Raw genomic sequence first — 21,844 nt, 5'->3', positions numbered from 1 at the left:
TATTGCTTAAGAAGGCCAAATACTTTATTTGGCTTTTTTTATACTACATAGATGAGTTAATGAAAAACTATTATAAAGTGATTTAATCATGGCATGGTTCGTGCTTGTTTTTGAACAAGCTAATAAAACTGTAGAAAACCATGACATCAATATCGGTACAGCGCGGATTTACTTTAATAGAGCTAATGATCGTAGTGACTATCATTGGGGTATTAGCTGCAATTGCAATTCCTGTCTATCAGGGCTATATAGGAGAGGCATACGGTAATTCCTGCTTGATGGAAGCAAAGAGCTATACCAATGAAGTGTATTATGCCCTAACTGATGAAGATCCTGCTACGGTTCCTGTAGCTCCAGTAACGAGCGCTTGCCAAACAATCACTGATGCCTCAGGATGGACATTAGCGACTAGACAAATCATTGAAGCAACTGCTGTAGCGCCATCGACAGCAACTATCGAATGTAATCTACCAGCTGGTACACCATGTCGTAGACTATCCTAATTTATATTACCTCAAAGCTCCTAAATTTTGTAAAAACCAAACCACCACCTCACCTCATCTACACCGCCCAAACCAAACAACCACTTCCTAAACACGCTTAACATCCAATAGTGTAAAATCACCACATCCAAAGTATAACGATGACTCATTTTATGCAAAAAAAGGTGTTAGGCGTTTGTCTCGCGATCGCGCTACTCGAAGGCTTTGCCGGTTTGGGGATTGAGATTTATGCCATTCGTATCTCTGCCACTTATATTGGCTCTTCCATCTCTATCACTGGCGTCATCCTCGCGATGGTACTCATCGCCATTGCCGTCGGTTACTGGTATGGCGGTAGGCTATCGCAAGAGATCCACACCCCAAGACAGGCGCTACTAAAGGCCGGTTATGTGCTCTCTCTTTCCGCTATCTCCCACGCTATCGCTTGTATTATTCAGCTGCCACTGCTTGCGGCCATGACCGCCAGTATCGATAGTCCTATCATTGCCGCTATCGGTGTCGGGCTATTATTCGGCGTAGGACTCGCCTTTGGCTCAACTGCTATTCCGCTGATTACCCAGTTTTTATCGCTCAAATATGAGAACGCTGAGGGCGTCGATGCTGGCAAGAACGCGGGCATGATGGTGGCGATTACCACTGTCGGCAGTGTACTTGGTTCGACGCTGACGCCGATATTATTATTGCCTTATATCGGTCTTATGAGTAGCCTCGCGTTATTTATTACCGCCTTAGCGATTAGCGCTTATTTATCTACCCGCCTTGCCGTGCAAGTCGATAGCAATGAGTCTTTGAGTTTATCGACCCATCGCATGAATTACAGCCTCGCGCTAGCGGCGGTGCTGGTGACCTTGATCTTTATTGCCCTAAATAAAGTCGATACCGGCTATCAAACCGCAACAAACGCTTGGTTTATCAAACAAACCGTCATCGATGACCAATTAGCGGTGACTATCACCGATAAACCCGGCCAGACTACCAGTAGCTGCTGGATATATCTATCTAAGAAGAACTGCCATTGGTACGGCAAAATCACCGTCGAAGCCATTGAGAACATCAAACCTGAGACTTTAGTCTTCCTTGGTGGGGCAGGGATGGGCACGCCTAGCGAAGTGGCGCATCATAACCCTGAGATGGCGCTCACCGTCATCGATATTGATAAAGGTCTGCCAGAGATCGTTGAAGCGCATTTCTTAAAAGCGCCGATAGCGCCGAATATTGAGTTTATCGGTGATGATGCGCGTGGGTTTTTGACCCGTAATAGAGATGCTAGCTATGACTTTATGCTAATAGATGCCTTTCAAGGGCGGCATGTCGCAGGGAATTTATACACTATCGAGGCACTGCGCCAGTTTCAGAACAATAGCAGCTATATCATGGCCAACATGATCGGCAAGGCCAATGTAGAGCACGGCTATAGCCAGACGTTATTTAACAACTGGCAGCAAGTGTTTGGCGATGACGCTTATATCCTCACCAAGACCACACCGAACCAACATAACCGCGATGAGATACAGAACATTATGCTCTGTAACTTTGCCTGTCCGGGCAGCGTCAAGCTTGCGCAAGCGGCCTTCTTTAACCCCTCGCAAGCGCTGCATACCGATGACGTGCCAAGATTGGATCGCTATTATTATCGGGCGATGTAAATACCATTTATGCCATAAAAAAAGGCCGTAGCAAAAGCCACAGCCTAATTCTCATCAAAACGCTTTATTTATAATCTAGCTACTTTTCTAAATACTGGATCTTACCTTTAATGCCGTCCCACTTTGCTGCTTCTGGCAAGGGACTTTTCATCTCGGTAATGTTCGGCCACTTTTGTGCCAGCTCGGCATTCAGCTCGAAGAAGATCAATTGATCTTTGGGCACTTCATCGTCAGCGAATATCGCTTCGGCAGGACATTCAGGCACGCATAAGGCGCAGTCGATACACTCATCAGGGTCGATGGCTAAGAAGTTTGGCCCTTCGTAGAAGCAGTCTACGGGGCAGACTTCTACGCAGTCCGTGTACTTACAAAGAATGCAGTTATCGGTCACGACAAAGGTCATAGCGGACTACCTGCTAGTGAATCGCCTATTGGTTAAATAATCTACTTTTCTAAATACTGAATCTTACCTTCGACGCCGTCCCACTTTTCTGCTTCTGGCATGGGCGGTTTCATCTCGGTAATATTCGGCCACTTTTGTGCCAGCTCGGCGTTCAGCTCAATAAAGATTTCTTGCCCTTTAGGGACTTCGTCTTCTGAGAATATGGCATTGGCTGGACACTCAGGCTCACAGAGGGCGCAGTCGATACACTCGTCTGGGTCAATGACTAAGAAGTTCGGTCCTTCATAAAAGCAATCTACCGGGCAGACTTCCACGCAGTCCGTGTGCTTACAAAGGATGCAGTTATCTGCAACGATAAAGGTCATAGAGGGCTACCTGTTATTGGTTGGACTTTTAAATGCTAAATAGCGAAAATATCGCATATTTTAGCGCTTTTATACCGTTTCCACAAACTCCTTTAACGACTAATGAGTTGTTTGAGGCGATAGAGCATATCATGCGCTTGCTTGGGTGTTAGGCTATCAGGGTCCATATGGTCTAGCTTTTCTTGTAGCGCAAGCCATTGATTTTGTTGCTGAATATCTACGGGTTTAGGTTCTTGCTCAGAAGAATTATTGAGGTTGGTCTTTGCATGAGGGTCATAGCGCTGCTGACGTTTATCCGTTACGGAATGAGTTAAGTCAGTTTTGTCATCAGTGTGCTCGGCTTTGTTAACATTAGCAGCGGTACTCGCGGTGAGAGTATCGAGTAGATAGCGCTGGGCATCGGCGAGTACTGCCTTAGGGATACCGGCCATTTTTGCCACATGCAGGCCAAAGCTAGAGCTGGCGGCGCCGTCCTTGATTTTATGTAATAGTAATAATTGACCATCGACTTCGCTGGCGGCGACATGAACGTTACGAATCGCCTTATTTTGCTGCGCCAATTGCGTCAGCTCAAAATAATGAGTGGCAAATAAGGTTAAGCAGCCAATCTCTAACAGCTTATTGACGCAAGCATGGGCAATTGCCAGACCATCGGTGGTGGCCGTACCGCGTCCGACTTCATCCATCAGCACTAATGATTTATCGGTGGCTTGGTTTAAGATATTTGCTGTTTCTATCATCTCCACCATAAAGGTGGATTTGCCGCCGGCCAGATCGTCTGCCGAGCCAATACGGGTAAAGATGCGATCGATATCGCCAATATGAGCACTCTGCGCCGGAACGAAACTACCACAGTGCGCGAGCAGTACAATCAGCGCGGTTTGGCGCATATAAGTGGATTTGCCGCCCATATTGGGCCCAGTGATCAGTAGTAAGCGCTCAGGATATTCGCTTGCGCCTAATTGACAGTCATTAGCGACGAAACGGTTAGTCGCATGGCTGTGAGGGTTCGCCTTATTTAATACTGCTTCGACCACCACATGACGTCCGGCTTTTACATCAATATGAGCGTTGTCATCTATCATCACCGGACGCTGCCAGTCATAAGTCATTGCCAAGTCGGACCAGTTGACGAGCACATCGAGCTGCGCTACGGCGGCGCTGAGTTGCTGTAGCTCGGTGAGATGACCGCTCAGCTCGCTAAGCAGCTGCTGATAGAGCTGCTTTTCACGCGCTAGCGCTAAAGTCTGCGCGCTTAGGTATTCGGTCTCTAGCTCTTTTAGTTCTTCGGTGATAAAGCGCTCGGTGTTTTTGAGGGTTTGCCTGCGGATGAAATGTGTTGGAGCATGCTGAGCTTGCATCTTTGGCAGCTCAAAATAAAAGCCGCTGACCTTATTGAAGCCGACTTTTAGACTCGGCAGGTTATATTGTTGCCGCGCGCTATCTGCCATCGTATCGAGGGTGGCTTGAATATTATCGTGCAAGTGCGTTAGCCGATCGAGGTCAGCATCGAAGCCTGCTGCTAGCATACCACCATCACGAATATGCGCCGGCGGCTCTTTGATGATAGCGCGCTCGATGCGCTCCGCGACCTGCTGCACGGCAGGTAAGTGGTCGGGCAGCTGTTGCATCAGCATCGGTAATAGACCGCTTTGCTCAGCTTCGATACCAGAGGCGGTTAATAAACGCGCGAGCTGCAGACTACTAGCAATAGCATCAGCGAGTTTACGCAAGTCGCGCGGTTTAGCGCTCATCAGACCGATACGGCTACTTATGCGCTCGATATCGCCAATGGTATTTAGCGTATCGCGCAGCTCAATCACTAAGGCAGAATTGTTTGAATGTGAAGTGGTATGATTGGCTGACAATAGCGCGCTTATCGCCTCCAAACGTAAATTGATACGCGTATGCTGACGTAGCGGCCGCTTCATCTGCTGCACCAGCAAGCGCTTACCCATCGGCGTTTGGCACTGGTTGAGCACGGATATTAGCGAGGTGCCATTGCTACTCACTGGGGTGAATAACTCAAGGTTTTGCTGACTACCGGCATCGATGATGAGATAGTCGTCGCTGTGCTCGACGATGAGCTGATTGACCTGCGGTATTTGCCGCTGCTGAGTTTGCCGCGCATAATGAATGAGCGCCGCGCAGCTGGTTTGCGCAAGCGGCGCTTGACTGATACCTAAGCCATCAAGGCGCTGTACAGCAAACTGCTCACAGAGGGTAGCGGCAGCATGATCGGGGTGAAAATCAGTAGCCGCAACCTCGATAATAGGACAGTCTAGCTGACCGCGCAGCCAAGCGAGCCACTGCTCATCGATAGTCTCACTGACTATCGTTTCGCTGGGCGCAAATCGTGCTAGTACGGTGAGCATTTGCGTTTGTAGTTGGGCGCTAGCTTCAGCATAGTCCGCTGAGTCCGCGACTGTTAGCGTCTGCGTGGTCAGCGTGCCGGCGGCCAAGTCGAGCTGACTGATAGCGGCTTGTAGTGGTTGTTTGCTGTTCTTAGTCTTTGATGGCGTTAATAAGTCCGCCTTAATATCGATGGCGACAACGGTTGGTGTAGAGCCGGCGCTAATGAGCGCATCATCAGTGATGGTACCTGCGGTCAAGGTCTTGACCACCTCGCGGCGCATGATGCCATTATTCGGCGTAGTAGCGGCATTCTTTTTTTGTTTATCAGCGAGCACGGGCGTATTATGACTGGCTGATTCATCTATTTGCTCGCAGACCACGACGGTTTGCCCAGCGGCAATCAGCCGCGCCATATAGCTATCGGCGGCATGAAAGGGCACGCCTGCCATGGCGATGTTATTACCGGCCTTATCGTTACCACGGCGGGTGAGAGTGATGTCTAATATCTGCGCGGCGCGTTTGGCATCGTCAAAGAACAGCTCATAAAAGTCGCCCATCCGGTACAATAATAAAGCGTTTGGATAGCTGGCTTTCATGGTTAGATACTGCACCATCATCGGTGTATGGTGCGCCAAGTCAAAGACGGTATCGCCAATGGTTAATAGGGCATTGGAGTCAGAACTAGAATCAATGGGTTTAACAGGCATTCATCATCTCTTATTGGGCTTCGCTAAAGTAAAAAATAACCACTATTTTAACACGACACAGGGTAATTGATGGTAGCGAATATCTAGTCATTGCCCTTGTATCCATCAGCAGCATAACCATATATAATGGCGAAACACTTAATTGGGTGATAATAAAACGTCAAGCTAAATGTTGGCTTACACGCTTTAATTATTGAATATTTCCATAGGTTAAAAAATTATGTTATCAAAGATTGTAGGCAGTGTGGTTGGCACCAAAAATGACCGTGAGCTCAAGCGTATGCGCAAAGTGGTCACTAAGATTAATGCCCATGAGGCTGGCGTGCAAGCCCTGTCTGATGAGCAATTACAGCAAAAGACGGCGGAGTTTAAGGATAGGCATAAAAACGGCGAGAGCCTTGATGCGCTATTACCAGAAGCGTTTGCCGTCTGCCGTGAAGCCTCACTGCGTATTACTGGTATGCGTCATTATGACGTGCAGCTGATCGGTGGTATTACCTTGCACGAAGGTAAAATCGCTGAGATGAAGACCGGTGAAGGTAAAACTTTGATGGCAACCCTCGCTATGTACCTTAACGCTATCAGTGACAAAGGCGTGCACTTAGTCACCGTCAACGACTATCTAGCCGCGCGTGATGCCGACTTAAACCGGCCGTTATTTAACTTTTTGGGTCTAAAAGTCGGGGTTATTTACTCGCAGCAGCCCGCGCAAGAAAAGGTTAACGCCTATCAAGCGGATATCACTTATGGTACCAACAACGAATACGGCTTTGACTATCTACGCGATAATATGGTCTTTAGTTTGAGCGAGAAAAAACAGCGTCCGCTAAATTTCTGTATTATCGATGAGATTGACTCCATCTTGATCGATGAGGCGCGGACACCGCTGATTATCTCAGGGCAGGCGGAAGACTCTTCACGCATGTATGCACTGATTAATACCATTATTCCGCTGCTAATACGCTCAAAAGATGAAGAAGCCAATAAAGAGAACGAAGACGAAGACTTCTGGATCGATGAGAAGAACCGCCAGATTGAGATCAGCGAAAAAGGCTATGAAAAGATTGAGCGCTTCTTAGTCAAAGTCGGCGAGCTTGGCGAAAACGAGAGTCTCTATAGTCCCAGCCGCCTGCCGCTACTAGCGCACGTGCAAGCCGCTATTCGCGCCCATCATGTCTTTGTCAAAAACGTCCACTATATCGTTGATGAGGGCGAAGTGGTCATTGTCGATGAAAACACAGGCCGGACGATGCCGGGCCGTCGCTGGTCAGAGGGTCTGCACCAAGCGGTCGAGGCCAAAGAAGGTGTCGAGATTCAAGCCGAGAACCAAACGCTGGCGACGACGACCTTCCAGAACTTTTTCCGTCTCTATGACAAGCTATCTGGCATGACCGGTACTGCAGACACTGAAGCGGCAGAATTTAAATCCACTTATGATCTAGACGTTATTGTTATCCCAACCCATAAGCCGATCGCTCGTATTGATATGGATGATCAGATCTATCTAACCAAATTAGGCAAATATCAAGGTATCATCCGCGAGATCAAAGAGATTCAGGCCAAAGGTGCACCGGTGCTAGTCGGTACAGCGACTATCGAAGCCTCAGAGGAGCTGTCCTATTTGCTCGATCAAGAAGGCGTCAAGCATAACGTGCTAAATGCCAAGCAGCACGAGCGCGAAGCCGATATCATTGCGCAGGCGGGCAGCCCAAAATCGGTCACTATCGCTACTAACATGGCGGGCCGTGGTACTGATATTATCCTAGGCGGTAACTGGGAGTCATTTATCGAAGACCCAGAGGCGGTGAGCCCGGACGAAATGCAGCGCCTCAAAGCCCAGTGGCAAGAAAAGCACGATCAAGTCGTCGCGGCTGGCGGCCTACATATTGTCGGCTCTGAGCGTCACGAATCACGCCGTATCGATAACCAGCTACGCGGCCGTGCTGGTCGCCAAGGCGATCCAGGTATGTCACGCTTCTTCTTATCCTTAGAAGATGATCTGATGCGCATCTTCGCCGGTGACCGCGTGGTCAATATGATGAAGGCGATGGGCCTCAAAGAAGACGAAGCTATCGAGCATAAGATGGTCTCTAAATCTATCGAAAACGCACAAGGTAAAGTAGAAAGCCGCGATTTCGATGCCCGTAAAAACCTGCTCAAATACGATGATGTCGCCAATGAGCAGCGTAAAGTCATCTATGGTCAGCGTGATGATTTGCTCGCTGATATGGACTTGTTAGAAGCTATCGAAGCCATGCATCACGATGTCTATAACGCGATGATTAACCAATTTATACCGCCAGGCTCTATCGATGATCAGTGGAATATCGATGGGCTTGAAGATGAGCTAGAAGACGAGTTTAAGCTCTATATGCCGGTCAATGATTGGCTAGACGAAGATCGTCGTCTCGATGAAGAGGGTCTAAGGGCCAAGATTATTGAGACAGCGTTAGATCATTATCATGGTCGCCGTGAGCAAATGGGTGAAAAAGATGCGGCGCAGCTCGAGCGTCACTTTATGCTGCAAAGCCTAGATAAACACTGGAAAGAGCACTTGACGCAAATGGATCAGCTGCGAAAGGGCATTCATCTGCGCGGTTATGCACAAAAAAATCCCGAGCAAGAGTATAAGCGCGAATCGTTTGAGCTGTTCCAAATGATGCTTGGTGCTATCAAGTCGGAAACGGTACAAGACTTATCACGCGTGCACATTCCGACTAAAGAAGAGATCGAAGCGTTAGAGGCACAGCAACGCGCGGATGCTGAGCGTATGCAAATGCAGTTTGAGCATAAAGATGCGAGTGGCCTTGCCGGTAATGAGCAACAAGCCGCCGCCCGCAACCCCAATCAAAGCCAAAACCAAACGCAGACTGCGCGTGCTAATCTAGCTGGTGCTGCAGTGGCAGGGGCGGGCGCTGCTAATGGCGCAAAGGGTAACCCTTATGCCAATATGAACGTTAGCCGTAACGCACCTTGTCCTTGTGGCTCTGGCCTGAAGTATAAGCAGTGTCATGGCAAAATCTAAGCAGTCTAATGCTTAAATCGTTTATTGCTATTATCAACCCTCACCTGTCGTAGATGAGGGTTTTTTTGTAGGCGCCGCTTTGTTTACTGATATTTTTACTGAATCTACTTTAAAACTCAGTAAATTATTTGCTAATATAAAGCCGATAGCTAATAACACTTATAGCTGGTTTGTATTTGGCTAAAAGCAGAGCCGCTTGTTTACAAATCCGATATAGGCGCACAAAGAGAGACAAGCTATAGTATTGAACACGCTAAATCATCATAAGCTTGATTATTGTAAACCGTATCAATATGAGCCTTATCGTTATAAGCTTAAGTATTTGACACTGTCAGTTTTCAGCACACACATTTAGGAGATAGGCATGAGCCTAGGATTATCAAAATCGTTACGAGCGTCTGCAATGATGACCGGAGTATTCGCTTGCGTCATTAGTCTCAGCGCTTGCCAACAAGAGCCTGAAACTGAACCAAGCTTAGAAGAAGATATTGCCGCTGAGCAAGCAGTGCCAATGTCAGCGGAACCTGCTGAGCCTAATGATACCGTCATCGCTCCTGATGCTACGCTCAATGAAGTACAAGACGATACGGTCGCTGAGGTGAACACTGGAATCACTCAAATCACTTATTTATGTGCGCCTGAGCTAAAAGTTGACGTCACTTATAAAGACGAGAGCAATGAAGCCGTTTTGAGTACAGATAAAGGAACGGTCACGGTCAATAAAACCAATGAAGGCACTAACCCAGAAGTCTACGAAGGCACGACAACGATCGATGGTAGCGCAGGCTTTACTCAGTGGCGTGTCGCGCATCAAGAGCGTGAGACCGGCGTTATCCGTACGGCTAGTGAAGGCGAGTCTGACGTTAATACCTATCAATGTGATGAGATTGATTAATAGTTGTAGACTTAACAAAGTCTTGGATTTAGCTAAATTGTAGAAACTAAAAAAAGCAACGCTAATTTAAATTAGCGTTGCTTTTTTATGGCTTACTTTTTTAGTGGTTGAGTTTTGCTGGGGCGTGTTGAATATTCACGAATGAGCACTACTGATAACTACAATGGTTCTAGCTAAGTTTAGTACTTATTTAGGCTTTCGCGTATTTTCATGCGCTAAGAACCCTTCTTCATTGACATCGAGCTCTTCGTGCTTGAGTTCAACTTCAATCGTGTCGGTATGGGTATGAGTGGTTTTGCTAATATCGATCTCTTGAATGGCGTAAGTATCTTTGGTAATCGTCGCCACTTGTCTAGATAGCACAATCTCCACCGGCGCATCACCGATTTCCACTTGTTTGCCATTGATAGTAACCACCGCCTTGCTGTCCAAACTTGGCTCAACATGGCGCAATATATCCTGCTCATCAAAATTACCTGACAGCATATCTTGGCTTTCACTGTCCTCATAAGCGGTTGTTACTGTGATGTATTCTTCAACTAGCTCAATGGGTACTTCAATCGTTCTAGTGCGCGCATGCTTAGTGACAGTGACTTTACCGACATCCAACCGCTCTTTATTGACTACTGGGCGCTCTTCTAATAGCTCAAGATAGCCGCTACCCTTATTGATAGTCGCTCCTGCCAAATGATTGGCTTCATTATCAGCGTGGATACCTTGATTAGTAACATCACGATTGGTAACATCACTGGGAGCAGGGAGTTTATGCTCACTGGCATGGTCTTCTATTTTCTTATCTGTGGTATTATCGAGATCAGTGTTGTTAATATTAGTATTACTAAGATCAGAATTAGTGGCATTGGGATTAAATGGTTTATTGGAGTCATTATTCATAATCATCTTCCTTGTCATTTTCAGTCGTATGGCGAATATAAAATATTATAGTTGTAAATTAACTTAGAACATAAAAAAAGACCAGAGACTAGCTCTGGCCTTAATTTACTGAGATAACTCAGCTGCTTTTAACTATCATAAAATACTGCTATGAGTAGTTTAGCTTATTACATACCACGAGCGCGGCGGACGTCTTCGGCAGTGATATCATCACGATCATATAAGTTACCTTCACGGTCAACGACATTACCTTCATCATTGACATCGAGCTCTTCGCGCTGAATGGTTTCAACGATAGTCTCAGTATGACGTTCAGTAGTTTTACCAACACTAACTTCTTCTGTCACATAAGTCTCTTTACCAACACGAGCACGTTCTGCTTCCAGCTCTACTTCAACAGTTTCGCTAGCACCTACATCACCAATTTTGCGATCAGAAACACGATCTACATTGGTGCGCTGGATATTTGCGTGTTCTTCTTCTAGCTCTACATTGACGTTGCGCTCTTCGGTTACGACATGTTTACCAACTTTAACTAAGCCTGCCACAATACGGTCTTTATTTACAGTGAGACGTTCTTCTAACAGCTCTAAAGTGTTCGGTGCATCATAGTGAGTATCAGCAATTTCTACGCGCTCTTCAGTAGGAACAGTATCTGCTACAAAAGCTTGACGATCTTTCTCGTACTGCTCTTTATAGCTATACTGGTAGTCATGGTCATAGACTTCCATCGCTTCTACTTGTGATTTGGTCAAGCTATCAAAGAATACGTCATCACCAACAATACGAGCTAAGCCTGCAGGTACCAATACTTCTTTTGAGCTAAACCAACCGCCTGCATCGACGATTAAGTAGCGAATACGACCAGTCGTGTCTTCTACTAAAGCGCCATCGATTTTACCGATTTTGTCTTCGTTAACACCATAGGCAGTTTTGCCAGTTGGGTCATAATAGTCATCACCAATTAGGTCACGGTGAGTCGCTTGAATATCTTGTAAACGGATAAGTTGGCTCATTATTATCTTCCTTTTATATGAGTTAATTTTTATTGAAAATGAAAACTTGAATGATAAATATAATTTTAAGTGCTCAGAATATAGCAGCCAAAATCCTAATAATCGATTTCATAACCGCTAATTCTATAAAATTCCAGTTCAGTAAGTGAATTAGTTATTATTAATTACCTAACCTCAACTAACTATTAGAATAACAAGAGCAAGAGGTAGGAGGTATATAAGCGAGGTAGCAAAATGTGCAATAGACGTAAAAGCGTGTAATAGGCTGTAAGCGCTATAACATGGCGAAGGTATAAGTTAACGGTTGTTTACAGTAAATGTTTTTTCATATTGTTTTGAGGATGTTGACTAAAATAAAAACCGCATAGCTTTAGCTGATGCGGTCATAATGAACAAATTATTAACTAAAAAAACTGAGTATCACGCTCTATGGTAGTTCGATAGCAACCGCTACCGCTTCACCGCCACCGATACAAAGGGTCGCGACGCCTTTTTTACCGCCAGTACGTTGTAGCGAGTTAATCAATGTGATCAAAATACGCGCTCCAGAGCAGCCAACAGGATGACCAAGTGCACAAGCACCACCTTCAATGTTGACTTTGCTATGCTCGATATTTAGCTCGTCCATAGCAGCCATAGTCACCATGGCAAAAGCTTCATTAATCTCCCAAAGATCGACATCGGCGACTGACCAGCCCGCTTTATCTAAGACCTTTTCGATCGCACCTATAGGAGCGATAGTGAACTCGCTAGGATGGCGAGAGTTTGAGGCGGTGGCGATAATACGCGCTTGAAACTCTAAGCCCTCTGATTTTGCTTGCGACTCTTTCATCACTACCACTGCCGCGCCGCCATCTGAGATTGAGCTGGCATTAGCTGCGGTGATAGTACCGTCTTTGGCAAAAGCGGGGCGTAGATTTGGGATACGCTCAGCGTTTGCAAGACCAGGCTCCTCGTCAGTATCGACGGTTTGTTCGCCTTTGCGAGTCTCAAAAGTGACTGGGGTGATTTCGTTGTCGAAGTGGCCATCTTTGATAGCGGTTAGCGCACGATTCAAAGACTCAATAGCAAATTCGTCCATTTGTTCGCGGCTATAGCCTTTCTCATTCGCCATCTCTTGCGCGAACTGGCCCATAAGCTTGCCGGTTTCGGCATCTTCTAGACCATCTAGGAACATATGGTCTTTGACTTCTTTATGGCCCATACGGTAGCCTGCGCGTGCACCTGGCATGATATAAGGCGCATTAGTCATCGACTCCATGCCGCCCGCGACGGCGACGTCGAAGCTACCTGCTTTGATACCGTCATAAGCTTGCATCACCGCTTTGAGGCCAGAGCCGCATAGTTTGTTGATAGTGACCGCGCCAGTACTATCTGGCAAACCGGCTTTACGCATGGCTTGGCGGGCAGGGCCTTGACCCAAACCTGCGGTCAAAATACAGCCCATAATCACTTCATCGACACTATCAGCGCTGACGCCAGCACGCTCAATAGCGGCTTCGATAGCCGCAGCGCCTAAATCCGCCGCATTGACATCTTTTAGAGCGCCCTGAAAGCCGCCCATGGGAGTACGCGCGCCATTGACGATTACGATTGCATCATTTGACATAGTTATTCGTCCTTTTTAGTATTCATTTTTGCTATTGGTATTCTTTGTTAATGAAGATTTTACAATAACCTTGCTTTTATTATAGGGGCAAGCTTACTATTTTAAAACGCTCAGTTTTATACTGATAGAGTGATAAAAAAGCAGCTCAGACATTAAACAAGGTTTTTAGACCAAGTGGTTATAGCCGTTAAGCCAACTCATCCAAGCGAATGCGTACCACTTTGCCGGTGATAGCCTCGAGCTTCTCTATCTTTTCTATCGCGAGGTTCATCTGACTCTCTACCACTGGCAAGGTCAAGATAATGACCGGCACTTGACCAACTTTGTGCGCAGGTTTTTGCAAAATCGCATCGATATTGATACCGGCATCACTCAAGATACGAGTGATATCTGCTAGCACCCCTGGATTATCAAAAGCGTGTACGCGCAGATAATAACCGCTAGTCATCTGCTCAGCGCGTAAGATAGGCGTGTCAGATAGCTGCTCGGGCTGAAATGATAAGTGCGGCACATGTTTGGCAGCAACATCACTGCCGATCACGCGCACCAGATCCATCACATCAGCCATTACCGCAGAAGCGGTCGCTCCAGCCCCAGCCCCATCACCGTAATACAGCGTTTGACCAAGTGGATGCGAATTCACCAATACCGCGTTTTTGACCCCATTGACATTCGCCAGTAAGGCGTCTTGCGGGATAAGTGTTGGATGAACTCGCAGCTCAATACCAGCCTTGTCGTCATCGCCGTCTCCATCACGGCGAACCGCGAAGCCAACGTGTTTGATACGGTAGCCCAACTCCTCAGCGTAGCTGACGTCTTGTAAAGTAATATCAGTGATGCCTTCGCAATACACTTTATCAAACTGTAGCGGAATACCAAAAGCAATAGACGCAAGCAGTGCAAGCTTGTGCGCAGCATCAATCCCTTCAACATCGAAAGTCGGATCCGCTTCAGCGTAGCCAAGCTCTTGTGCCTCGCTTAGCACTTCAGCGAAAGGACGACCCTTATCGCGCATCTCCGTCATGATGAAGTTGCCGGTACCATTGATGATACCTGCTAGCCAATCAATTTTATTGGCGGCTAAGGCTTCACGCATAACTTTAATAATCGGAATACCACCAGCGACCGCAGCTTCATAAGCGACATGGACGTTATTGGCTTCTGCCGCCGCAAAAATCTCATTACCGTGCTCAGCAAGTAAAGCTTTATTGGCGGTGACCACATGCTTACCGTTGTTAATGGCTTGCAGAATAACGTCTTTTGCAAGGGTAGTGCCGCCAATGACTTCGATGACAATATCGACATTATCGCTTGCCGCTACTGCCATTAGATCGGCATTTTGGGTAATACTGGCATCAATATCTTCACGCTGACGACGGGTACCGACTTCAGTGATGGTAATATCGCGTCCGCTACGGCGCTTAAGTTCGTCTAAATTGTCATTTATCAAATGGACCACACCAGTACCGACAGTACCGAGTCCAAGTATCGCTAGCTTTATGGATTTACTCACAGTATCCTCAAAAATTAATAAGTGTATAAAAAAGATAAGTCAGGGTTATCAGTGTACTCAGTTAAACTACCAAAAAACGCCCTTAAAAGTGAGATAAAGGCTTAAGTAAGGAGACGCTTAGTTAACTGCTAGGTTCTATTGAGCAGTTACCAATAATCTTTGTCAGTGACACAGCGGAATGTTCAGTGCACCTTACTCTAACGCTGATCTTATTTAACGCTTTATCGTATCATACCGACAAGCAGTCGTTGCGTCTATGCAATGTTGCTGACTTCGATGTTGTTGACTGCAGTGTTATTGATGACATATCGACTGAGCGTTCGTTACTATAACAATCCACTATGAAATATAATACAGTGCTACTAAGATTGATTTTTCGCAGCCGCTACTTAGTGGCATTTATCGCTTGCTCTAGCTGAGCGGCGGGTAGATAACCACCCACTTGATACCCGGTTTCGGTAAAGATAGCTGGCGTACCGCGCACGCCAAGACTCGCCCCTAAAGCCATTTGTTCTTGCACGGGGTTTGCGCAGCTAGGAGCTTGTACGTCAGCGCCCATTTTTGCTTGATTCATAGCTGCCCTGCGATCTTGACTACACCATATAGCTTCCATCTTGGGAATAGATTCTGGGCTACGAGGCCAAGCTAAATAACGAACCTCAATACCGCGAGCATTGATATCGGCAATCTCTTCGTGCAACTTACGACAGTAGCCGCAGTCTGCGTCAGTAAAGGCGTACACCACTGATTTGGTTGCACCCGTTGCTGGGAAAATCACCATGTCTTTTTTATCGACGCGCTCTAACGCTTCTTTTGCGGTTCTAGCGACTAAATCTGCACTGATATCGACAGGTGTCTCGCCGCCGATAGCGATGATCTGACCTTGAATGATATGCTTGCCGGCTTTATCCGTGAAGAAGGAGGGCAGACCTTCGGCGCTTACCCAGTAGATACCATCCATATCAGTTGGCACAGCAGAGATAATAGTCTCCTCAATACCAGAGGCATTTAGGTTAGCTTGCAAGGCGCTCACTACTGCCGCATCGTTGTCTTTCGCTGGTGTGCTGGCCGCTACAACGGCTTGTTTATTACTGACAACCTCAGAGCTGGTCGCGTCAGCAGCATTGTTTGAACATCCGGCTGCTATCACTACCAGTAGAGTACTCATCATCGCTCGCGTCAATCTATCGCGTCTGGGACTATTAGCAGATTTGTGGCTAGCCGCGCCAGCTGTTGGAAAGGGGAGTAGAGACATATAACATTTCCTATAAGCGCTAGCGCTTATCTATGGTTTGGTAGTGGATGCAGATAAAGCACAAGTAAAACCGAATAAAATTTAAATAAAACATTGTATCTTAACATATTTTATTAAATAGACGCGAAGCTAGATATTTTTAACTTAGCCTCACCTAAGAAACAGACAGCATCAATATGAATATCCGTGTCAGCAGTATCCGTGTCGAATTTTATACAGCCTTTGTAAGGAAATCAAAAATAAAATACATTCTTACTATGTAATGTCATTCTGGTTATGTCATCATTAGCTAGGTTTTCTGTGATTAATCTAATAAAAAGACATAGATAGAAAATAGGCACAGACAGACATAAGTGTCGATATACCGTTATTTGTTAAAGCACAATTATAAATTCATAACTTTTAAGGAATATACATGGCAGGTGCCAGTTTATTAACGCTACTTGATGATATCAGTGTGATATTGGATGACGTATCGGTCATGACCAAGGTCGCCGCAAAAAAGACAGCCGGAGTGTTAGGCGATGATCTAGCGCTGAACGCTGAGCAGGTCACGGGAGTCAAAGCCAATCGTGAGCTACCTGTGGTTTGGGCAGTTGCCAAAGGTTCTTTTATAAATAAGCTCATATTAGTACCAGCCGCGCTGATTATTAGTGCTATCTATCCGCCGTTAGTTACTTTTTTGCTAATGTGTGGTGGTCTGTTCTTGGTTTATGAAGGCGCTGAAAAAGTCATCCATAGATTTTGGCCACATGCATTATCTGATGACGAAGAACACACGGCTCGTCTACAAGCCAATGCGGATGAAAACGTTGATTTGGTGGCTTTTGAGAAACGCAAAATCAAAGGCGCTATTCGTACTGACTTTATTTTATCTGCAGAGATTATTGTGATTGCTTTAGGCTCCACCGCTAGCGCTACGCTCCTTCAGCGCAGTTTAGTATTATCTATTTTAGCCATCGCGATCACGATAGGTATTTATGGTCTAGTGGCGGGTATCGTAAAAATAGACGATCTGGGTTTACATCTAATGGAGAAAGAAGGTAACTTCACCCAAAAAGTCGGTAAAGTATTATTTGCTGCCGCGCCTAAACTGATGAAGTTTCTCTCTATTGCGGGTACCTTAGCGATGTTCTTAGTGGGTGGTGGTATTTTAGTACATGGTATTGGCTTTTTGGATCATGGGGTAGAGGATATCGCCCATTTGACAGGCGTTTTTGAAAGCGTGACTACCGCTATCTTAAACGGAGTCATCGGCTTTATTATCGGCGCTATTATCGTTGGTGTTTTTACTATCGTTGGCAAAATGCGCGGCGGTGATGATGATGCAAAATCAGCCGCACATTGATTTGTCATTAAAAGCACTAAGCAAATAAAAAGCCTTAACAAGCAAAAGCCCCGATAGTTAACTATCGGGGCTTTTGAGTATCGGCGCTGCTACTATTTTCGATAGCACAAGCGACTGTCATTAACTATTAACTATCTGCTTCTTTATCTACATTCTCTGCTTCAGCCTTTTCTGCTTGCGTGGGCTTCTTATGCTCAGTCTTTGGCTTACGCGTTCGCGCTTTGGGCACTTTTGGCGTTGTCAGATTAAACATTCCCGTTTGTGGTAATAACTGCTCAGCCACATTTTCGATCATGTTTTTATAACTGGCAATAGTCGTTTTTGACTTTTCAGCCCCGGCACTGTCTGTCGCTGCTGCTTCGCTGTCAGCAGTGGCAGGCTCATTAGCCACGCTCGTCTCCAGACTTTCCTGGCTAGCAAGCGCCTGATCTTCCTGCAACAGTAGCTCACTTTCGGCTGCAATGCTTTCAGCTTGCGCCTCTCTTGATAGCGCAGTAGCTTCTACGTCATCAGCGTCCACCTCACTAGTGTCGCCTGCGACTTCAGGCACAGTCAAAGTTGCTTGCTGAGTCGTTCCTTTATAGTCAGGATGCTGACCACGGGGATCATTACTCGCGCGCTGAGCGATAGGACGCGGCGCTACTGCGGTTTTGCCTTGCTCTATTGCCACTTGGCTTGTGGCGGTAGTCATAGCCGAAAAGCGCTGAAGATACTCGGCACTTAGCGAGTCATAGCCATAGTTGCTAAAGCTAAAGGTGCTGATATCGACAGTAGCAGAGCTAGTGTTTTGCTTAGCAGTACTATCTTCTGCCCCCGCCTTTTGCTGTGAATGCTCAGCTATCGCAGCAATAAAGCAATGGATCACGCCTTCATCAGCTAAGCGCTTCTCAGCCGAAGCTAGAGTCGCCCGAATAAAAGCGCCAACCGAGCCGCGAATGCTAGGCGTAGGACTGACTACAGCAGCTGAGTTGTCCGCTTGTGGCTGAGCATTTGCTAGTTGCTGACTGCGTACTACGCGCGGGTCATTGCTGGCTTGACCGAACTTATTGGCAGTGACGTAACGCGCTGCAAATAAACTATCATGGTCAAGAACAAAGGCGCGGCTTGGCTCAGCCGTCTGCTTGTCGCTAGCGACGTCAGCTGCAGCAGTCGCTTCTTTATGCTCGCCAGTGACAGTTTTATCGGCGTTTTGAGTGCTATCCGCCTGCTTCGCGTTTTCAGCTTTTACGCTAGCAGCGTCTTTGTTAGCTTCCAAACTTGCGCTTTTTTCGCTGTTATTCGCACTTTCTTTAGCCGTCGTTTGACTTGCTTTTTGCGCGTCAGTCTTCTTGTCAGACGCTTGCTTATCCGTTTTCGAGGGTCGGGAGGCGGGCGCTTTGCTATCATCTAGTGACAGATGCACGACTTCCGGCGTCTTGAGCTGCACGGGCGCTTCATTGACCTGTAACGTGACTTCGTTAGGATCTTGATTGCGGCGAGCGTGAGTCGCAGCTTGCGTGTCATTATTACGACGCGGCTGGCTGTTTTGCTTGCCATTATTTTGCTTAACGTTTTCACTCTTAACTTGGTCGTCAGAGCTAGATTGTGCTGTAGCGTCTAGCGTCTCGCCGCGCTCAAGCGAACCCCGTGAGCTACGTTTGCTATGCGGCTTACGCTTAGCAAGGGTTTGCTCATTAGAGTCGGTATTGCGCTGATTGCTTTGACGCTCATTACTGCCATTACGATCATTATCGGTATTACGATCACTATGACGCTTATCAGAGCTGTTTTTATTGTCAGTTCTGCTATCTTGACGACTGCCGTTAGCCGCATTGTTAGTAGCACTGTCGTTATCGCCTTGACTGTGGTTACTACTCGAGCCATCGCGCTGCTCTTTTCTTTGCTGCGACTTCGAAGACTGTGAAGATTTGGGCTTACGGGTCTTACGGCGACGTCTATCATCGCCTTTGCGCTCTTTATCATCATTTTTGTGTTGACGTTCAGACCCTGTATCATCAGCGCTTTGATCTTGGTCTTGCGGGCTTGCAGCTGCGCTTTGGCTTAAAGCACTGCTATCGGTTTGACCGAGTGAGCCTAAGCTCTGCGCGCCAGTATTGACCAAAGCCTCTATCGCTTCTGCGGCATCGCGACTACTGACATTAGCGACTTTAGCTTGCGGGGCTTTCGCAAACAAGTTGGATAACCAAGCGACGGCTTGCGGCTGCGCGGTAGAGCTAGTAGTTGCGGTTTGGCTGGCATTGCTCGAGGCGTTACGGTTGGTTTGATTACGATGCTCGTTACTATGATCGCTGTGGGTTACCGTACGATCAGCCGTGTGTTGCTGGCTTTGAGTCCGGCTCTCACTATTATTTCGGGCGCTACTTTGCGAGCCATTCGCCTGACGAGAGTTTGTGCTGTCGTTTTCAGCCTTATTTTGACTGCTCTGATTAGGGTTATTGGGCTTTGAGTTTTGACGAGGTTGGCGCGTCGGCTGCTGCTCTGGGCGCTCATTTTCGGCCGTTTGCCAATCGACATCGTAGCCCAGATCGTTATGCTCTTGCTGCTGGGTATCGGTGATACGCTCATAGCTTGAGGGCGCAAAACCATCGCGATTGAAGTGCAATTTGAAGTTTGGCGATTCTAAATGCGCGTGCGGCAAGATAGTAATGCGAGTACCGCTGTCTTGCTCAAGATAGACTAAGCTGTCGCGCTTTTCATTTAATAAAAAGGCGGCGATATCAGTCGGTACTTCTGCTTGTACTTCACCTTGACGCTCTTTTAGCGCGATCTGCTCAATCTGACGCATAATCGATAGCGACAGCGAGCGTAAGTCACGAATCATACCGTTACCATGGCAGCGTGGGCAGATATAGCCGGTTGACTCTTCTAATGATGGACGCAGACGCTGACGGCTCATCTCCATCAAGCCAAACTTAGAGATATCGCCGAACTGTACGCGCGCGCGGTCGTATTTGGTGGCGTCAACCAGCCGTTTTTCGACTTCTTTTTGATGCTTATTGTCATTCATATCGATAAAGTCAATAACGATAAGACCGCCCATATCACGTAAGCGTAGCTGACGGGCAATCTCATCAGCGGCTTCTAAGTTAGTATGATAAGCGGTTTCAGCGACGTCTGAGCCTTTGGTCGACTTGGCTGAGTTGATATCGATGGAGACCAGCGCTTCGGTTTGATCGATGACGATAGAACCGCCTGAGGGCAGGCGCACTTCACGCTGATAAGCGGTTTCGATCTGCTTTTCGATATTAAAGCGGGAGAACATTGGCTCGTAATCCGTATATTTACGCAGTTTTTCCGCCTGTTTTGGCATCACCGCATCAATGAAACCGGCCGCCTCAACGTAGGCGTTTTCGTTATCAATCCAAATCTCAGAGATATCATCACGCAGATAATCGCGCACCGCACGGGTGACCACGCCAGCTTCTTGATGTACGAGGCGCGGGGAGGGGTATTTTTTATTTTGCTCTTGGATGGCTTGCCAGATGTTGAGCAAGTGGTTGAGATCGTGCTGTAAGTCTTCTTGTGTTTTACCGATACCTGCGGTACGGATGATGACGCTCATGCCTTTGGGCAAATCAAGATTGCCAAGCATACGCTTCATATCTTCACGCAGCTTGCCAGATATTTGACGAGAGATACCACCGCCGCGAGGGTTATTGGGCATTAGTACTAAGTAGCGTCCAGCCAGTGACACGTAAGTGGAGAGCGCCGCGCCTTTATTACCGCGCTCTTCTTTCTCGACTTGCACGATAAGCTCATCGCCTTCTTTGATGAGTTTTTTGATATTCTCATCACGTGGATTGCCGCTTAAATATTCGGTGGAGATTTCGCGAATCGGCAAAAACCCTTGGCGCTGTGAACCATATTCCACAAACACCGCTTCTAAGGATGGCTCGACACGAGTGACATGACCTTTATAGATGTTGGACTTTTTTTGTTCGCGGGTACGGTTTTCTAGATCGAAATCGTATAGATGATTGCCTTTACACAGGGCAACACGAATCTCTTCGTTTTGAGTAGCGTTGATCAAAATGCGCTTCATATTAATATCCTATGAGGACGCACAAGCACGACAAGTTAGGTTTCAGGCTGATGGGCAAGTAGAGCTGATTTTCAGCTCAGCGCTTATAATAATGTTTACAAAATAATAGAGGGGGTATAAAGGCATATTTGCTTTGCAAAGTTTGCGCCGCCAGTCGCTATGATAAACGAGCCGTTTAAATACGCTTCTCTTTACGGGACTAAGAGGCTTACTGTCAAGCTGCTGATAAAATCTAGAGGGTGTAAAGCTATAGATTCTATTTTATAGC

General features: G+C 46.8%; 14 protein-coding genes. 5 read left to right on the top strand and 9 right to left on the bottom strand.

What is annotated here, in order from left to right; all coding sequences use genetic code 11:
• Window positions 1–140 precede the first annotated feature (140 nt).
• Window positions 141–503: a type IV pilin protein gene (locus ACS8E3_RS00720; RefSeq protein WP_439240191.1), complete on the top strand. Its 363-nt coding sequence runs from the start codon at window positions 141–143 to the stop codon at window positions 501–503.
• A 140-nt stretch (window positions 504–643) separates the two neighbouring features.
• Window positions 644–2,149, top strand: a complete 1,506-nt coding sequence (locus ACS8E3_RS00715) for a fused MFS/spermidine synthase (RefSeq protein WP_439240189.1) — start codon at window positions 644–646, stop codon at window positions 2,147–2,149.
• 79 nt (window positions 2,150–2,228) lie between these two features.
• On the opposite strand, the gene fdxA (ACS8E3_RS00710) is transcribed toward ACS8E3_RS00715, so the two are convergent.
• From fdxA (ACS8E3_RS00710) to mutS, 3 genes are all read right to left on the bottom strand, one after another.
• Window positions 2,229–2,552 (bottom strand): ferredoxin FdxA, encoded by a 324-nt coding sequence (gene fdxA, locus ACS8E3_RS00710; protein ID WP_439240187.1) that lies wholly within the window; start codon window positions 2,550–2,552, stop codon window positions 2,229–2,231.
• Between the two features lie 41 nt (window positions 2,553–2,593).
• Window positions 2,594–2,917, bottom strand: coding sequence for a ferredoxin FdxA (fdxA, locus tag ACS8E3_RS00705; protein WP_439240185.1), 324 nt, complete (start codon window positions 2,915–2,917; stop codon window positions 2,594–2,596).
• A 92-nt stretch (window positions 2,918–3,009) separates the two neighbouring features.
• Window positions 3,010–5,979 carry a DNA mismatch repair protein MutS gene (gene mutS / locus ACS8E3_RS00700; RefSeq protein WP_439240183.1) on the bottom strand — a complete coding sequence of 990 codons (2,970 nt, stop codon included), beginning with the start codon at window positions 5,977–5,979 and terminating at the stop codon, window positions 3,010–3,012.
• A 220-nt stretch (window positions 5,980–6,199) separates the two neighbouring features.
• Between mutS and secA the strand changes: the two genes are divergently transcribed.
• Together secA and ACS8E3_RS00690 are read left to right on the top strand one after the other, a co-directional pair.
• A complete protein-coding gene (secA, locus tag ACS8E3_RS00695; protein ID WP_439240181.1) occupies window positions 6,200–9,004 on the top strand; it encodes a preprotein translocase subunit SecA in 2,805 nt (934 codons plus the stop codon).
• A gap of 364 nt (window positions 9,005–9,368) precedes the next feature.
• Window positions 9,369–9,899, top strand: a complete 531-nt coding sequence (locus ACS8E3_RS00690; RefSeq protein ID WP_439240179.1) for a hypothetical protein — start codon at window positions 9,369–9,371, stop codon at window positions 9,897–9,899.
• 186 nt (window positions 9,900–10,085) lie between these two features.
• Here ACS8E3_RS00690 and ACS8E3_RS00685 read toward each other — a convergent pair whose 3' ends face one another.
• From ACS8E3_RS00685 to ACS8E3_RS00665, 5 genes are all read right to left on the bottom strand, one after another.
• On the bottom strand, window positions 10,086–10,793 hold the full coding sequence (locus ACS8E3_RS00685) for a YsnF/AvaK domain-containing protein (protein ID WP_439240177.1): 708 nt from the start codon (window positions 10,791–10,793) through the stop codon (window positions 10,086–10,088).
• A gap of 167 nt (window positions 10,794–10,960) precedes the next feature.
• Window positions 10,961–11,809: a DUF2382 domain-containing protein gene (locus ACS8E3_RS00680; protein ID WP_439240175.1), complete on the bottom strand. Its 849-nt coding sequence runs from the start codon at window positions 11,807–11,809 to the stop codon at window positions 10,961–10,963.
• 427 nt (window positions 11,810–12,236) lie between these two features.
• The gene (locus ACS8E3_RS00675; RefSeq protein WP_439240173.1) at window positions 12,237–13,418 is read right to left on the bottom strand and encodes a thiolase family protein; all 1,182 of its coding nucleotides are present in this window, start codon (window positions 13,416–13,418) and stop codon (window positions 12,237–12,239) included.
• A gap of 187 nt (window positions 13,419–13,605) precedes the next feature.
• On the bottom strand, window positions 13,606–14,931 hold the full coding sequence (locus ACS8E3_RS00670; protein WP_439240171.1) for a homoserine dehydrogenase: 1,326 nt from the start codon (window positions 14,929–14,931) through the stop codon (window positions 13,606–13,608).
• 385 nt (window positions 14,932–15,316) lie between these two features.
• Window positions 15,317–16,186 (bottom strand): DsbC family protein, encoded by an 870-nt coding sequence (locus ACS8E3_RS00665; RefSeq protein WP_439240169.1) that lies wholly within the window; start codon window positions 16,184–16,186, stop codon window positions 15,317–15,319.
• A gap of 415 nt (window positions 16,187–16,601) precedes the next feature.
• Between ACS8E3_RS00665 and ACS8E3_RS00660 the strand changes: the two genes are divergently transcribed.
• Complete coding sequence (locus ACS8E3_RS00660) at window positions 16,602–17,534, top strand: DUF808 domain-containing protein (RefSeq protein WP_439240166.1); 933 nt, start codon at window positions 16,602–16,604, stop codon at window positions 17,532–17,534.
• A gap of 127 nt (window positions 17,535–17,661) precedes the next feature.
• Here the strand turns inward: ACS8E3_RS00660 and ACS8E3_RS00655 are convergent, their stop codons facing one another.
• The gene (locus tag ACS8E3_RS00655; protein ID WP_439240164.1) at window positions 17,662–21,576 is read right to left on the bottom strand and encodes an Rne/Rng family ribonuclease; all 3,915 of its coding nucleotides are present in this window, start codon (window positions 21,574–21,576) and stop codon (window positions 17,662–17,664) included.
• Window positions 21,577–21,844 lie beyond the last annotated feature (268 nt).

Origin of the sequence: Psychrobacter sp. 2Y5, assembly GCF_051847375.1 — a bacterium.
In the GTDB taxonomy this organism is placed as follows: Bacteria; Pseudomonadota; Gammaproteobacteria; order Pseudomonadales; family Moraxellaceae; genus Psychrobacter.
This window is presented reverse-complemented; position numbering and strand designations above follow the sequence as displayed.